Genomic DNA, 16,122 nt, shown 5'->3' with positions numbered 1-16,122 from the left:
AAGGTTCGTCATTCCGGGGCGCGCCAAGCGCGAACCGGGAGTCTCGATCTACAATCTCTGGATTCCGGGTTCGCCCTGCGGCCGCCCCGGAACGAGGGAACTGAATCAGGTGCCTGCGGTGAAGAACGCGGCAAGCCGGGTGTTGATGTTCTCGGCGATCTCGTTCGCGGCACGATCCTCGGCGTCACGCGCCGCACGGTTGCGGGCGAAGCGCTGGTAGGAGCCGGGCATGTCGTAGGACACGCGCGAGAACGTGGTGCCGGTCATCACCGATTTGCCGGTCGCGACCTCGACCAGATTGTACTGGCAGTCGATGCCGTAGTTCTCGGTGTTCGGCAGGCCGGTATTGGGATCGACGATCAGCGACGACTTGGTTGTGCTGAAACGGATCTCCAGCCGATGGGTCGGTGGCATCCCCGTCGCCGAGCCGTAAAGCTTGAAGGCGAGGGCGTTGCGGACCTCGACGCCGACCCGGGCCTCTCGCGAGGCGTTGGCCTTGCTGATCGGCGGAAGCTCGACCCCCATCAGCTTTTCACGCAAGCCCGGGGTGCCGTCGGTATGCTCGGCATACATCGGCTGGAAGCAGCCGGCCGTCAGCGCCGCCAAAGCGGCGACCGCCAGCAAGCGGGCTGCGATACGGATCCTAGCCGACAACATTCACGATCCTCTTGGGAACGATGATCACCTTGCGGACGGGCTTGCCGTCCAGGGCCAGCTTTACAGCATCGAGGGCCAAAGCGGCAGCCTCGATTTCCGGATTCTGGGCCGCTGTTGCAACCGTGACCTCACCCCGCTTCTTGCCGTTGACCTGGACCACCAGGGTCACGCTGTCTTCGACCAGCAAATCGCGTTCGATTTGCGGCCAATTGGCCTCGGAAACCAGCCCGGGCTGGCCCAGAACCTGCCAGCACTCCTCGGCCAGATGCGGCATCATCGGGGAGACCAGCTGGACCAGGATCTGGCTGGCTTCCCGGATCGCCCAAGCCAGATCCGGAGCCAAGTCGGGTGCCGCCGGACCGGGGCGCTGCAGCACCTCCGAGAAGGTGTTCGTGAACTCGCGGATATGGGCGAGGCAGACGTTGAAGTGCAGCCGCTCGATGCCTGTCGTGACCTTGTCGAGCGCGCCGTGGGCGGCCTTGCGCAGGGCAATCGCGTCGTCGCCAAACGAGGCCGGCCGAGCCGCCGGCGCGCCCTTGCCGAGTTCCACGGCATCGTTCACCAGCCGCCACAGCCGCTGCACGAAGCGCGAGGCGCCCTGGACGCGCTCGTCGCTCCAGATCACGTCACGGTCGGGCGGAGAGTCCGACAGCATGAACCAGCGGGCAACGTCGGCGCCGTAGGTCGCGATGATGTCGTCGGGATCGACCGTGTTCTTCTTCGACTTCGACATCTTCTCGATCGGACCGATCGTGACGTCCTCGCCTGTGCTGAGCAGCACGGCGCGGCGCCCGTTGCCGTCGACCTCGATCTTCACCTCAGCCGGCTGCACCCAGCTGCCGTCGGCCTTCTGGTAGGTCTCGTGCACCACCATGCCCTGCGTGAACATGCCGGCGAACGGCTCGTCCAGCGCAAGGTGCCCGGTCGCCTTCATGGCGCGGGTGAAGAAGCGACTATAGAGCAGATGCAGGATCGCGTGCTCGACTCCGCCGATATACTGGTCGACCGGCAGCATCCGGTTGGCGACATCAGGCGTCGTCGGCGCGGTCGCGTTCCAGGGATCGGTGAAGCGCGCGAAATACCAGGACGAATCCACGAAGGTGTCCATGGTGTCGGTTTCGCGGCTCGCCTTGCCACCGCATCGGGGGCACGTGACGTGCTTCCAGGTCGGATGGTGGTCGAGCGCGTTGCCCGGCTTGTCGAAGCTGACATCCTCCGGCAGCACCACCGGAAGGTCGGCATCAGGCACCGGCACCACATCGCACTTCGGACAGTGGATGACGGGAATCGGGCAGCCCCAATAGCGCTGGCGCGAAATGCCCCAGTCGCGCAGGCGGAAATTGACCTGGCGCTCACCGACCGGCGTGTTGCCGCGCAGCTCACCCTCGAGGCGCTTTGCAACCTCTTCCTTCGCCTGCTCGATCGTCATGCCGTCGAGGAAGCGGGAATTGATCATGCGGCCGTCACCGTCATAGGCGGTGTCGGTGATGACGAACGTCTTGGGATCCTGGCCCTCGGGGCACACGACAGGCGTGTTGCCCAGATTGTACTTGTTGACGAAGTCGAGGTCGCGCTGGTCATGCGCGGGGCAGCCGAAGATCGCGCCGGTGCCGTATTCCATCAGCACGAAATTGGCGACATAGACCGGCAGCTTCCAGCTCGGATCGAACGGATGAACCGCGCGGATGCCGGTGTCGAAACCCTGCTTCTCCGCGGTGTCGATGATCGACTGCGCGGTTCCGATCTTCTTGATGTCGGCGATGAACTCCGCAAGCTTGGGGTTCTTCGCGGCTGCTGCCTGCGCCAGCGGATGATCCGCCGAGATTGCCATGAATTTCGCGCCGAACAGCGTGTCCGGGCGGGTCGTGAAAATCTTCAGCTCGCTCTCGCCGGCAGGCGTCGTCGCCTGATCCAGCGCGAAGCGGATCAAGAGGCCCTCGGAGCGGCCGATCCAGTTGCGCTGCATCAGCCTGACCTTGTCGGGCCAGCGGTCGAGGCCATCAAGCGCGGACAGCAATTCCTGCGCGTACTTGGTGATCTTGAACACCCATTGGCTCATCTCGCGCTGCTCGACGACGGCGCCGGAGCGCCAGCCGCGGCCGTCGATCACCTGCTCGTTGGCGAGCACGGTCATGTCGACCGGATCCCAGTTGAGCTTGCGCTTCTCCCGCTCGGCAAGGCCCGCGGCGAGCATGTCCAGGAACATCTTCTGCTGATGCTTGTAATAGCCGGGATCGCAGGTCGCGAATTCGCGGGACCAGTCCAGCGACAGCCCGATCGAGCGGAGCTGCTTCTTCATTGCCGCGATGTTGTCGTAGGTCCAGGCCTTCGGCGCGACCTTGCGCTCGATGGCGGCGTTCTCGGCCGGCAGGCCGAAGGCGTCCCAGCCCATCGGATGCAGCACGTTGAACCCCTTGGCGCGCATGAAGCGGGCCAGCACGTCGCCGAGCGTATAATTGCGGACATGGCCGATATGGATGCGCCCGGAGGGGTAGGGGAACATCTCCAGCACATAGTATTTGGGCCGGGAATCATCGTTCTTCGAGACGAAGATCGCCTGTTCGTCCCATATGCGTTGCCAGCGCGGTTCGGCGTCGCGGGCGTTATAGCGTTCGGAGGTCATGGAATCGTTGGGTTTTCGAGAGTTCGGGCCGCCTTGAGAGGGCGGACTAGGCCATAAAAGTCCTCAGCCGGTCAATGGGTTGCCGAAATGCGATAGGACCCCCGAGGCACCTCAAACGCTCCGTTTCAAGACGGCGGAGGCCCGGCTTCAAGACGCGACCAGGGCGGCACCGCTAACCATCATTTCCGTGGCGCCGTTGTCGATCGCCTGCACGCCATGCTCGACCACGTTGTTGCGGCCGCGATGCTTGGCGGCGTAGAGCGCGGCGTCGGCGGCTTCGATCAGATCGCCCGGACGCAAGCTCTCGTTGGGCCGCGTCGCCGCAACGCCGATCGACACCGTAACCACCATGTGGGCGGAGGTGATGTGCGGCAGGCAAAGCTTCAGCACGGCCGCGCGCACCTGCTCGCCGATCTCGACGGCGTGGTTCACGTCGGTGTTCGGCAGCAGCAGGCAGAACTCTTCGCCGCCATAGCGTGCCGCAAAGCCCATGGTATCGGCGGCGATGCCGGACAACGACTCGCCGAGCCGGGTCAGGCAGGAATCGCCTTCGAGATGGCCGTAGGTGTCGTTGAACAGCTTGAAATGGTCGACATCGATCATCAGCAACGCGAGTTCGCTGCCATATTGCTGGGCGCGCATCCATTCGAAGTCGAGGCGGCTCTGGAAGCCGCGGCGGTTGGCGAGGCCCGACAGCATGTCGATCGACGCCATCACCGTCAGCCGGTCGTTGCTTGCGATCAGCTCGCGCTCGCGCTGGCTGAGCTGCGCGGCCATCGCGTTGAACGCGCGCGCCAGCGGCACGAATTCGGACGGCAGGCTTTTACGCGCTGCGCGGGCCGACAGATCGCCCTCGCCGAGACGCTTGGCCATGTCGGCGAGCATTTCGATCGGCATGATCACGAGCTTTTCAGCTGCTATCAGCGCGCCGAGCAGCACGAACACGACGACGAAGGCGAGCTGGAGATAGGCGGTCCTGATGTCGCGGCTCACCGCCGCGGACACCTTGTCCTCATCGATACTGGCGATCAGGCGGGCATTGGTGCCGGCGATGCGCGTGTAGCTGACCGCGCGACGCGAACCATCGGCGGCGAGGAACGACAGCGAACCCTCGTCCTGGTCGGAGCGCAAGGCCATGTCGGCAATCGCGGACATCAGCGGCATGTCGTCGAGCGGACGACCGACCGCGCCGCGCTGGTCGGCGGGTGCGGCCATCACGGTGCCGGCGCTGTCGACCAGCACCGCCGTGATGCCTTCGCGGCCGCCAAGATTGTTCATCACCTTCGACATCCAGTCGAGGTTGACGGTTGCGAGCACGACGGCATCAGCGACGCCACTGAACGCGGACACCGGGTAGACCGCCATCACGGTCGGCGCCTGCACCGGTCGCGACAGGATGAAGTCGGACAGCACGAAGCGGCCGGTCTGCTGCGCCTGCTGGAAATAGGGCCGATCGGAGAGGTCGAGGCCGACATACATGTTGTTGGTCGCGCACTGGATCCGGCCGTCCTGGCCGGCGATCAGGAGCGTGCGGATCCAGGGAAGGCTCGTCGGCAGGCTCGCACGCAGCACGTCGCAGCTCTTGCTGACGCCGCCGGCGGAGGCACGGATGAAGGCTTCCGATTTCAAGATGGTCTCGACCGACGAGATCACCTCGCGCTGCGCGTCGGCGCTGTGCCTTGCGACGGTGGTGAATTCGGCCGTGGCCTGCGCAATCTGCTCGGTGCGGGTGTGCTCGAGCGATCGAATGCGATCGAGCATCAGCGGCGCGACCAGAATCACCGCGAGCAATGCAAGCCTGGCCCTGATGCCGAGGACCTGCTTGAGTTTTGCTCGTTTGCGGTTGAAACTAACGTTTGCCATATGCGCGACCCATCCCGCGCACCAAGGTAAAGCGAAGGGTTCAAAATCCCTTTCTTGAACTCGGTAAAATTGGACCTACTTCCGTTACGATCACAGCTCGACCGCCACCATGACAGAACGAGACACGGCGCCGCTAACCGGCGATTCACCAAATGCGCTCACTGCGGTCGAGGCGGAGATTGCACGCGCCTGCAAGGATGCGCGGCGTGATCGTGCGTCCGTCACGTTGATCGCGGTGTCCAAGACGTTCGCGGCGGATGCAGTCATCCCGGTTATCGGCGCCGGACAGCGCGTATTCGGCGAAAATCGCGTGCAGGAAGCCAAGGCCAAGTGGCCGGCACTAACATCTGTTTACTCCGGCATCGCGCTGCATCTGATCGGGCCGCTGCAATCCAACAAGGCGAAAGAGGCGGTCGCGCTGTTCGATGCGATCCATTCTGTCGACCGTCCGAGCATTTGCCAGGCGTTAGCCAAGGAAATCGAATCTCAGAACAAGCACCCGCAACTCTTCGTCCAGATCAACACCGGCGAGGAGCCGCAGAAGGCCGGCGTCGCGCCCGGCGAGGCGGACGCCTTCCTCAAGAGCTGCCGCGACACCTATGGTCTGACGATCTCAGGCCTGATGTGCATCCCTCCGGTGGACGAGCCGCCGGCGGCTCATTTCGCGCTGACGGCCAAGATCGCCGCGCGCAACGGACTAAAGAACCTGTCGATGGGCATGAGCGCGGATTATGCGACCGCGATCATGTTAGGCGCCACCCATGTGCGCGTAGGAAGCGCCATCTTCGGGCATAGGTAGGAGCCGTTGGCGGCCGGCGGCCGGCCTCGCTCGCGGGAGCGCGAAGCGGCGGCGGTCTGATCCTTGCCGAGCATGAACCGTCACCCGATGATGATTCTCGTTCTCGGTCCTACCCGTCGCAGCAGTTGTAGCATCGCCGCCCTGGTCATGGAGACGCAGCCGGCGGTCGGGCCGAAATTGTCGCGCGCCAGATGCAGGAACACGGCGCTGCCGCGGCCGGCGATGCGCGGCCTGGTGTTGTGGTCGATTTCGATGATGAAGTCATAGAGATGGTCCGCCCGCTTCAGCCGGTCGCCGCCCTCGCCCTCCCCGCGGCGGATCCACTGGTTGTAGTGGCGATCACCGGGATCTTCACACCAGGCATCCATGTCGCCGATCGTCCGTGCCGGCAGAAAGGTCTTGGGACGGCTGTGCCGGTCGCCCCGCCACCACAATTGCCGGGGACGAAAACGGCCCCTGGGGGTGCCGCCATCGCCCTCGCGCTTATTGGCCAGAATGCCGCCGCGCCCCAGCGCCACTGGAATCGTCATGCCGCCTGCCGTCAGCCAGCCCCGGCGCGGATTCCCGGCGGCAGCCTTAACGCGGATCGCGGAAAGCGGTCCCGATCCACGATTTCTGTTGTAACTGGCTGACTCAGCTCTGTTTTTCATGGTGAACGCGCCATACAATATTCATTACAGGACATTCATCGATCCGCCCTGCTATTCTGGGTTAGAGTGATTCCGGCTTGTGAATCGGTGACAGCCCACTACTTCAACACGAACAACAATAAAAATAGCGATCGCTTTAAACTTCCCACCGCGGCTGAGTGCGGCATGATGCGCCTCGCCGGACTCCAAAAGGATGACCCCCTATGGCCAATGCCCGCAAGATCCTGATCGTGGATGACGATACCGATCTGCGCGACACGTTGGTGGAGCAATTATCGCTGCACGAAGAATTTGAAGCCTCCGCCGTCGATACCGGCGCCAAGGGCGCCAGCGCAGCAAAGGCCAACGCTCCCGATCTCGTTCTGATGGATGTCGGCCTTCCCGACACCGATGGCCGCGAAGTGGTTCGCTCGTTGCGCAAGGGCGGCTTCAAGGCGCCGATCATCATGCTGACCGGGCATGACACCGATTCCGACACGATTTTGGGCCTGGAATCCGGTGCCAATGATTATGTCGCAAAGCCGTTCCGTTTCGCGGTGTTGCTGGCCCGCATCCGCGCCCAGTTGCGACAGCACGAGGCCAGCGAGGACGCGGTGTTCTCGGTCGGTCCCTACTCCTTCCGCCCCGGCTCCAAGATGCTGACCGCGGCCAATGCCCGCAAGGTGCGCCTCACCGAAAAGGAAACCGCGATCCTGCGCTTCCTTTACCGGGCCGGCCAGATGCCGGTCTCGCGCGAGACCCTGCTCCAGGAGGTCTGGGGGTACAATTCCGGCGTGACCACCCACACGCTGGAAACCCACATCTACCGCCTCCGCCAGAAGATCGAGAAGGACGCCGCCAACCCGGAAATCCTGGTGACGGAAGCCGGTGGCTACAAGCTGGTGCCGTGATACGTTCCGGATGCGCGCGATTCGTCGTAATTTGGCGCGTTCCACGAGCCACGGACCGGAATGTCAATCGACGATGACGTAGCGCTGCTCGAGCGTGTCCCGACACTGCGCCTGTTGGGAGACGCCTCGTTGCGCATGCTGGCGATCGGTTCCGAGCAGCGTGACTTCGTTCGCGGCGATATCCTGTTCAATCTCGGTGACAATGCCGACGCCGGCTTCGTGGTCCAGCGCGGCGCCTTTCGCGTCGATGACGGCGCCGGCGCCGAGATGATCGCCGGCCCCGGTACGCTGATCGGCGAGCTCGCGCTGGTGGTGCCGATGAAGCGGCCTTCCGGCGCGGTCGCACTGGAGCACTCCTCCGTCATCCGCATCGCACGGAGCCTGTTTCAGCGTGTGCTCGAGAGCGATCCCGCTGCGGCGGTCCGCCTGCGCGACGAATTCGCGGTTCGCTCCAGCCAGATCGCCAGCGACATCCTGATGGCCGGCGCGAAGCTCACGGGCTGATCCTCATGGTGAGCAGGCGCGTCAGCGCCGTCTCGAACCATGAAGGCCCGGTTACCGCCTGCGGCCATCCTTCGCGACGCGCGCGATGCGCGCTCCTCGGGATGAGAGCGTCAAGCGCGGCTACAGGCTTCACACCTCCAGCGTCACGGTGACAGGGACGTGATCGGAGGGACGCTCCCAGCTCCGTGCATCGCGCAGGATCTTGAAATCGCTGACCGCATCCTTCAGCGCGCGCGACACCCAGATGTGATCGAGCCGCCGGCCGCGGTCGCCGACGGTCCAGTCGGCGGAACGGTAGCTCCACCATGTGTAGACTTTCTCCGACATCGGGATGCGGTCGCGCGCGACGTCGATCCATTCGCCGGCTTCGAGCGCCGCCTTCAGCTTCTCGGTTTCGACAGGCGTATGCGAGACCACTTTGAGAAGCTGCTTGTGCGACCACACATCGTTCTCGTGCGGCGCGACGTTGAGATCGCCGACCAGGATATGACGATCCTCCCCGCGGGGATGCAGCGGCTCGCACGCCTTCAACTCGTCGAGGAAACGGAGCTTGTGGTCGAATTTTTCGTTGAGCGCGGGATCGGGAATGTCGCCGCCGGCGGGCACGTAGAAATTATGCAGCACCAGCGGCTTTGCGATGTTGGCCTTCTCGCCGAACGACACCGAGATATGGCGCGAATCCACCTTGTCGCAGAAGGTGCGGATGTCGGTGGATTCGAACGGAATCTTCGATACGATGGCGACGCCGTGATAGCCCTTCTGCCCGTTCAGCGCGACGTGCTCGTAGCCGAGCCGCTTGAAGCGCTTCAGCGGAAAGGCGTCGTCGATGCACTTGGTCTCCTGGAGGCATAGTACGTCGGGCCGTGCGCTCTTGAGAAACTTCGCGACCAGATCGATGCGCAGCCGCACCGAGTTGATGTTCCAGGTTGTCAGGGAAAGACGCATGAGAGTTGCGTCTTAGCATGGATCGTCGCGGGCGAAATGCTTGTCCACAGGGGCGGTGCCGCAGCGCTACCCCGGCGACGGCACGTTGTAATTGGTGAAGTCGATCTTGAACATGTTGGGATCGAGCTTCTTGCCCGCATCGAGATTGTAGACCGCCACCGTGGTGTCATAGCCTTGGGGATCGGTGACGGTCCATTGCTTCAGCTGGCCGTCCTTGGCGCCGATCATCAGCAGCAGGCGGCTGGTGCCGACCAGGGCCTGCTTCTCTTCGATGGTGACGCTGATGAAGAGATCGTCGGCGGTGACGTTGACGACGTTGGTGTCCTTCATCAGATCGATGCGGTCTGACAACAGGAAGCGCAGCGGCGTCTGCGACAGCGGATAGACGTCCTGCGTCGCGAGCTTGCGGTCGCGCACCACCACCGACGATCCATCGGCGATGATGTCGATCGGGCTCGGCGGATCATATTCGAAGCGGACCTTGCCCGGCTTCTGGATGTAGAAATCGCCCTGCGTCTTGCTGCCGTCGGGGCCGACCTGGACGAAATTTCCGACCAGCGTCGACAGCGACGACAGATAGGCGCTGACCTTGGCCGCCTGCGCTTTCTGGTTCGCATCGAACGTCTGGAAGATGCTGCTCGGCACGTTGCGGCGCGGATCGGGAATGATCGGATTCGGCGGAGCCTGCGTCGCGCCTGTGATCGCCGGCCCCCCGGCGGGCGCAGCATTGTCACGGCTCTTCGGTGCCGGCTTCGGCACCGGCACGTTCTGCGCAAACGACGCTGCGGTCACCAAGGCGGCGGTGACGAGAAGCACACCCGCCGCGCGCGCGCTGCGGGCAGCGAGAGAGGCTGCGAATCCAATGTCCGGATGTCTGGTCAACGCGTCGTCCTGTGTGGCTGGGCGTCGTTTTAACGTGATTTCGAGCAAAAGCAGAGATCGATTTTCCGTGAAAATGTCATTCCGAGGCGGGCCGGAGGCCCCCTTGCCTCACATGTGACTGTCTTCTTCTTCGACCAGAATCTCGCGTTTGCCGGCGTGGTTGGCGGGTCCGACGATGCCTTCCAGTTCCATGCGCTCCATCAGCGATGCGGCGCGGTTATAGCCGATTTGCAGCCGGCGCTGGATGTAGCTGGTCGAGGCCTTGCGGTCGCGTTTGACGATCGCAACGGCCTGCTGGAACAGGTCGCCGCCGCCATCCGCGCCCATTCCACTGGCGTCGAACACGGCGCCGCCGTCTTCGTCCTCGCTCGGCTCTTCGGCGGTGACTGCTTCCAGGTATTCCGGCTGGCCCTGCGTCTTGAGGTGGCGCACCACCTTCTCGACTTCGTCGTCCGAGGCGAACGGTCCGTGCACGCGGCTGATGCGGCCGCCGCCGGCCATGTAGAGCATGTCGCCCTGGCCGAGCAGCTGCTCGGCGCCCATCTCGCCCAAAATCGTGCGGCTGTCGATCTTCGAAGTGACCTGGAAGGCGATGCGGGTCGGAAAGTTCGCCTTGATCGTGCCGGTGATGACGTCCACCGACGGACGCTGTGTGGCAAGGATCACATGCAGGCCGGCGGCGCGTGCCATCTGCGCGAGGCGCTGCACCGCGCCTTCGATGTCCTTGCCGGCGACCATCATCAGGTCGGCCATTTCGTCGACGATGATCACGATGTAGGGCAGCGGATCGAGCGAGAGCTTCTCTTCCTCGTAGATCGCCTTCCCGGTCTCCTTGTCGAAGCCCGTGTGTACGGTGCGCGTCGGCTCTTCGCCCTTGGCTTTCAGTTCGCCGAGCCGCGTGTTGTAGCCGTCGATGTTGCGCACACCGAGCTTGGCCATGTTCTTGTAGCGCTCTTCCATCTCGCGCACGGCCCATTTCAGCGCGACCACCGCCTTCTTCGGATCGGTCACGACGGGTGTGAGCAGATGGGGAATGCCGTCATAGACGGAGAGTTCGAGCATCTTCGGATCGACCATGATCAGCCGGCACTGATCCGGCCGCAGCCGATAGACCAGGCTCAGGATCATCGTGTTGATTGCAACCGACTTACCGGAGCCGGTGGTACCCGCGATCAGCATATGCGGCGTGCGCGCGAGGTCGATGATGACGGGCTCGCCGCCGATGGTCTTGCCGAGGCAGAGCGGCAGCTTTGCCACCGTGTCGACGGTTTCCTTGGCGACCAGCAGCTCGCGCAGATAAACCTTCTCGCGATGCGCGTTCGGCAGCTCGATGCCGATGGCATTGCGGCCAGGCACGACGGCGACGCGCGCCGAGAGCGCGCTCATCGAGCGGGCGATATCGTCGGCAAGCCCGATCACGCGCGACGATTTGATACCGGGCGCCGGCTCGAGCTCGTACAGGGTGACGACGGGACCCGGATTGGCTTTCACGATCTCGCCGCGCACGCCGAAGTCCTGCAGCACGCCTTCGAGCGAACGCGAATTGGCCTCCAGCTCGGCCTTGCTGAGCGGCTGGCGATCGCCGGCCTTGGGCGCAGCCAGCACGGACACGGATGGAAGCTCGAACTTGTCGGAGGATTTCCTGGAAGCGGCTTTCGGTGCAGCCTTCTTGCGTGGCGCACGCGCGATCGGCTCCTCCTCTTCCTCCTCTTCGTCTTCTTCTTCCTCGTGCTCGTCCTCGTGGTCCTCGTCTTCGGATTGCGGCGAGATCGAGGGCGCGGCGCGGCCGCCGCCGAGATTGGGTTCTTGTCGGCTGAACGGAACGGCCTTGCTCTTCGATCCGCTCGAAACCAGCGAGCGATAGGCGGCACCACACAGCCAGATCAGCCGCGCCTTGGTGCTCATCAGCGCATGGAACAGCCAGCCCAGCGACACCGAACCGCGATCGCCGCCGTCTTCGTCATCGAGCGTCTTGTCGTCGTCCTCGATCTCCGCGAGTTCATCATCGCGCTCGCGGGCACCGAGGCCGCAGGCGATCAGGAAGGTCGCGGCCAGCGCGACGAACAGGATGGCGCCGAGCGCCATGCGATAGATCGCGCCTGGTGGCCCGAAGATCACCGCGGGCGCACGCACCAGCGCATCGCCGACCACGCCGCCCAAACCGGTGGGAAGCGGCCAGGCGCCGCCATGCGGCCAGCAGCTGACGAAGCCGGCCGTGATCACCGTGCAGAGAATCCAGGCGCCGAGCCGCAGCGCTTCGCGATCGAACGGACGGTGGGTCATCATGCGCCAGCCCCAGACCGCGACGGTGAGGATCAGCATGATCGCGCCGAGCCCGAGGATCTGCATGGCGAGGTCGGCGCCGATGGCGCCGGCGTAGCCGAGAACGTTGTGGATCGGCCGCGAGGTCGCGTGGCTGAGGCTCGGGTCCTGGACCGACCATGTCATCAGCGCGGCGGAGGCGACGCCCGACAGCGTGACCAGGCCGAAGCCGGTCAGCTCGCGCACGCGCCTCGCCAGCCCCTCGCGGAGCGAGGGCGGCAGATGGCCGACCAGGGGAATGACGCGTTCGATTGTCGACATGCTCATGGGCCCGCCTAACCCAGAGTTTCGACCAGCCGGTGCAGCGCCTGCGCCGTGGTCTCACTGTCCTGCACCAGCGCCAGCCGGATATAGCCGGCACCGGGATTGAAGCCGTCGGGCTGAAGCCGCGCCAGGTAGGAGCCGGGCACCACGCGCACGCCGGCTTCCTTGTAGAGCCTGAGGGTCACGGAGACGTCGTCGCCGATCTCCGACGTATTGAGCCAGACGCAGAAGCCGGCATCGGGCCGGCGATAGCCATAGCGATTGCCGATGATCTGGTCGGCGAGATCGAATTTGATCCGGTACAGCCTGCGGTTCTCTTCGACATGCGCCTCGTCGCCATAGGCAACGGTCGCGACATGCTGGAGCGGTACCGGCACCTGCGGCGCCGCGATGTTGCGCAGCTCCAGGAACATGCCGATGAGCTTCCTGTCGCCGGCGGCGAAGCCGACGCGCAGGCCCGGCAGGTTGGAGCGCTTCGACAGCGACTGGAACGCAAGCACGCGGGTGAAATCGGCGCCCGCGCATTCGAGCGCGCTGCCCGGTGCTTCCCTTGTGTAGATCTCGGAGTAGCACTCGTCGCTGAGAATCACGAAGCCGTGGCGGTCGGCGAGGCTTTTCAGGCGCGTGAAATAATCGCGCGATGCGACCGAACCCTGCGGATTGGCTGGCGATGCCAGGTAGAACGCCACCGTGCGCGCCAGCGTCGCCTCGTCGATGGCATCGAGATCGGGCAGGAAGCCGTTGTCGACGGTGGTCGGCAGGTAAACCGGCTCGCAGTTAGCGGCGCCGGCGCCGGCGCCGTAGACCGGGTAAAACGGGTTCGGCATCAGGATGGCGGGCTTGCCGGGCTTCGGGCCGACATAGCGCGCTGCCGCGATCGCGGCGAGGAACAGCCCCTCGCGGCTGCCATTGAGGACCAGAATCTCGGTCTTCGGATCGAGCGGTCGCGGCAGCCTGAATCGCGACGACAGCCAGGCGCTCGCGGCCTGGCGAAACGGCTCGGTGCCCTGGTTCATCGGGTACCGTCCGAAATCGGCAATGTGCTTGGCCAGCACGGGGCCGACGAAATCAGGCACGGGATGCTGCGGTTCGCCGACTGCGAGCGAAATCAAGGGCTTGCCGGGTTGATGCGGCGCCAGCAGCTCGTTCAGCCGGACGAAGGGCGAGCGTTCGTTATTGGCGCTTCCACCTTCGAGCGGCGCACGGGATGAAGCGGTCATGACCATTCTGGGCGCCAGTACTCTCGGAACGGCCGGTCGCACGCGGGCGCCGGCGGGAAGGCGGTTCAATTCACCATAGATAGGGCGAGGTTAAGACGCGATTAACCATCGGCCGGCGGGGTGCGTCCAGAGCTGGAATAATGGGGCCGGATAACAACGGGATGGAAGATCGAAGTCGATTTGAGTTCGGCCGACAGCAGCGCTCTCTCTGTTCCCTCCCCCCGCCCGTTGTGGGGTCAGGGAGGGGGCGCCGCGCGGGGATTCCTTCCGTTGCGCGCCCGCCCTCAATGGATCATCAAGAACCAGCATCATTTCCTCGGCCACCCCCTCCCCAACAAGGGGCGACGGGACGCTTTGCCAAAAAAAGGGGCTCCAACTTGCGCTGGAGCCCCTCAACGGTCGGGGCATTGCCGGGTATGTGCCCAAACCGCAGGAGTGAACGCGATCTCCAGGGAGATCGCGCCCGGGAGAACGGTTACATGTTGTAGGCGCGTTCGGTGTGCTCGGTGATGTCCAAGCCTTCACGCTCGGTCTCGACGTTGGCGCGAAGGCCGACGATCACGTCGACGACCTTGTAGAGGATCGCAGAACCGATGCCGGACCACACCAGCGTGGTGCAGACGGCTTCGATCTGGGAGAGCATCTGCGCAGCGAAGTCGTAATCGGCAACCTTGGGCGGGATCGCGGTGTAGTCGATGATGCCGGCACCACCGAGAGCCGGATTGACCAGGATGCCGGTGCCGAGGGCGCCGACGATGCCGCCGATGCAGTGCACGCCGAACACGTCGAGCGAGTCGTCGTAGCCGAGCGCGTTCTTCACGACGGTGCAGAAGAACAGGCAGACCACGCCGACCACGAGACCGAGGACGATCGCGCCCATCACGCCGGAGAAGCCGGCGGCAGGGGTGACGGCCACGAGGCCCGCGACAGCGCCGGAGATGACGCCGAGTACCGACGGATGACCCTTCACGATCCACTCCGCGAACATCCACGACAGCGCGGCGGCTGCAGTGGCGACGAAGGAGTTGGTCATGGCGAGCGCAGCACCACCGTTGGCCTCCAAGTTGGAGCCGGCGTTGAAGCCGAACCAGCCGACCCAGAGCAGCGAGGCGCCGATCATCGACATGGTCAGCGAGTGCGGAGCCATCAGCTCCTTGCCGTAGCCGACGCGCTTGCCGATCAGGAGAGCGCCGACGAGACCGGCGATGCCGGCGTTGATATGCACGACGGTGCCGCCGGCGAAGTCGATCGCGCCCTTCTTGAAGATCCAGCCGGCGTCGGCGTTGATCTCGTCGAGCTTGGCCTGAGCTGCAGTCTTTGCCGCTGCGTCAGTCGCGGCAGCAAGAGCCTTGGCCGCATCCTGGATCGCGTCCGGGCCGGGCCAGTACCAGACCATGTGCGCGATCGGGAAGTAGATCAGCGTGACCCAGAGCGGAATGAAGAGAGCGATCGCCGCGAACTTCATGCGCTCGGCGAAGGCGCCGACGATGAGGGCGGGCGTGATCGCCGCGAAGGTCATCTGGAAGCACACATAGACGAGCTCCGAGATGTTGGCGTCGACCGAGAAGGTCGCGGCCTTCGAGTCGGTGGTGACGCCCATCATGAAGGCCTTGGAGAAGCCGCCGATGAAGTCGGAACCGCCGGTGAAGGCGAGGCTGTAGCCGTAGACGGCCCAGATCACGGTGACGACGCAGACGGTGTAGAACACCTGCATCAGCACCGAGAGCATGTTCTTGGAACGAACGAGGCCGCCGTAGAACAGCGCGAGGCCGGGGATGGTCATCAACAGCACCAGCACTGTCGATGTCAGCATCCAGGCGTTGTCTCCCTTGTTGACCGTTGGCTCGGCATAGGCTGCGGTCGCAGCGAACAGGCCGACTGCGAGAGCCGCCAATCCCGCGCCATAGGGACGCTTAAACGTCATTTCATTTACTCCTGATTGGATTTTGGTTGAGCGCGAAATCAAAGGGCCGCGGCGTCGGCTTCACCGGTGCGGATGCGGACCGCATGGTCGAGGCCGATGACGAAGATCTTGCCGTCGCCGATCTGTCCGGTTTTGGCGGCGGACGTGATGGCGTCGATGGTCTTGTCGACCTGCTCGGAGGCAATGGCGACTTCGATCTTGATCTTGGGCAGGAAGCTCACGGCATATTCGGCGCCGCGGTAGATTTCCGTGTGGCCTTTCTGACGGCCATATCCCTTGACTTCCGTCACCGTGAGACCGTGAACGCCAATGGCGGTCAAGGCGTCACGGACTTCTTCCAGCTTGAATGGCTTGATAATCGCCATAACAATTTTCATGGGTCCTATCCCCGCTTGGGCCCGGTCCGGACATGGCCGGGCGTTTCTCGACTGGTTCGCCACGAGGGAGAAGTTCACTACGCGGGCACAGCCGGGACCCTTAGAATCAAATGCCGTGCCAGAACCGGCGACTTGCCTAACGGACTATGAAAACGGGGATTTTCGCGTTGGGCGGGTAATCCGCCGCAATGCGCCAATACGT

Annotated in this window: 13 protein-coding genes; 3 read left to right on the top strand and 10 right to left on the bottom strand. The window is 64.1% G+C overall.

The genetic code is table 11. The annotated features are described in order from the left end of the window. Window positions 1–105: 105 nt before the first annotated feature. The 3 genes from lptE to ACVW16_RS17770 form a co-directional block, all read right to left on the bottom strand. Entirely contained in the window at window positions 106–657 is a 552-nt protein-coding gene (lptE, locus tag ACVW16_RS17780) for an LPS assembly lipoprotein LptE (protein WP_456700434.1), read from the bottom strand. Continuing rightward, window positions 644–3,280: a leucine--tRNA ligase gene (gene leuS / locus ACVW16_RS17775; protein WP_456736828.1), complete on the bottom strand. Its 2,637-nt coding sequence runs from the start codon at window positions 3,278–3,280 to the stop codon at window positions 644–646. The genes lptE and leuS overlap by 14 nt, the downstream gene beginning before the upstream one ends. A 147-nt stretch (window positions 3,281–3,427) precedes the next feature. Then, a complete protein-coding gene (locus tag ACVW16_RS17770; RefSeq protein WP_456700432.1) occupies window positions 3,428–5,143 on the bottom strand; it encodes a diguanylate cyclase domain-containing protein in 1,716 nt (571 codons plus the stop codon). Between the two features lie 109 nt (window positions 5,144–5,252). Here ACVW16_RS17770 and ACVW16_RS17765 point away from each other — a divergent pair, with 109 nt between their 5' ends. Further along, complete coding sequence (locus ACVW16_RS17765) at window positions 5,253–5,942, top strand: YggS family pyridoxal phosphate-dependent enzyme (RefSeq protein WP_456700431.1); 690 nt, start codon at window positions 5,253–5,255, stop codon at window positions 5,940–5,942. A gap of 80 nt (window positions 5,943–6,022) precedes the next feature. On the opposite strand, the gene ACVW16_RS17760 is transcribed toward ACVW16_RS17765, so the two are convergent. Then, complete coding sequence (locus ACVW16_RS17760) at window positions 6,023–6,592, bottom strand: L,D-transpeptidase family protein (protein WP_456738264.1); 570 nt, start codon at window positions 6,590–6,592, stop codon at window positions 6,023–6,025. A gap of 203 nt (window positions 6,593–6,795) precedes the next feature. Between ACVW16_RS17760 and ACVW16_RS17755 the strand changes: the two genes are divergently transcribed. Together ACVW16_RS17755 and ACVW16_RS17750 are read left to right on the top strand one after the other, a co-directional pair. Next, window positions 6,796–7,482 (top strand): response regulator transcription factor, encoded by a 687-nt coding sequence (locus tag ACVW16_RS17755; RefSeq protein ID WP_007598630.1) that lies wholly within the window; start codon window positions 6,796–6,798, stop codon window positions 7,480–7,482. 60 nt (window positions 7,483–7,542) lie between these two features. Continuing rightward, window positions 7,543–7,986 carry a cyclic nucleotide-binding domain-containing protein gene (locus tag ACVW16_RS17750; protein WP_456700430.1) on the top strand — a complete coding sequence of 148 codons (444 nt, stop codon included), beginning with the start codon at window positions 7,543–7,545 and terminating at the stop codon, window positions 7,984–7,986. A 129-nt stretch (window positions 7,987–8,115) separates the two neighbouring features. On the opposite strand, the gene xth is transcribed toward ACVW16_RS17750, so the two are convergent. The 6 genes from xth to ACVW16_RS17720 all read right to left on the bottom strand — a co-directional run bounded on the left by xth (window position 8,116) and on the right by ACVW16_RS17720 (window position 15,920). Then, the gene (xth, locus tag ACVW16_RS17745; protein ID WP_456736829.1) at window positions 8,116–8,931 is read right to left on the bottom strand and encodes an exodeoxyribonuclease III; all 816 of its coding nucleotides are present in this window, start codon (window positions 8,929–8,931) and stop codon (window positions 8,116–8,118) included. Window positions 8,932–8,997: 66 nt separating this feature from the next. Next, entirely contained in the window at window positions 8,998–9,813 is an 816-nt protein-coding gene (locus ACVW16_RS17740) for an outer membrane lipoprotein carrier protein LolA (RefSeq protein ID WP_456700428.1), read from the bottom strand. 108 nt (window positions 9,814–9,921) lie between these two features. After that, window positions 9,922–12,402, bottom strand: coding sequence for a DNA translocase FtsK (locus ACVW16_RS17735; RefSeq protein ID WP_456736830.1), 2,481 nt, complete (start codon window positions 12,400–12,402; stop codon window positions 9,922–9,924). Window positions 12,403–12,410: 8 nt separating this feature from the next. After that, window positions 12,411–13,625, bottom strand: a complete 1,215-nt coding sequence (locus ACVW16_RS17730) for an aminotransferase class I/II-fold pyridoxal phosphate-dependent enzyme (protein WP_456700426.1) — start codon at window positions 13,623–13,625, stop codon at window positions 12,411–12,413. Between the two features lie 469 nt (window positions 13,626–14,094). Further along, window positions 14,095–15,543, bottom strand: coding sequence for an ammonium transporter (locus ACVW16_RS17725; RefSeq protein ID WP_456700425.1), 1,449 nt, complete (start codon window positions 15,541–15,543; stop codon window positions 14,095–14,097). A gap of 38 nt (window positions 15,544–15,581) precedes the next feature. Continuing rightward, complete coding sequence (locus tag ACVW16_RS17720; protein ID WP_456700424.1) at window positions 15,582–15,920, bottom strand: P-II family nitrogen regulator; 339 nt, start codon at window positions 15,918–15,920, stop codon at window positions 15,582–15,584. Window positions 15,921–16,122: the final 202 nt, after the last annotated feature.

The organism is Bradyrhizobium sp. USDA 4474, from assembly GCF_054057515.1.
Note: the sequence above shows the minus strand (reverse complement) of the source record. Positions and strands in the feature narration are given on the sequence as shown.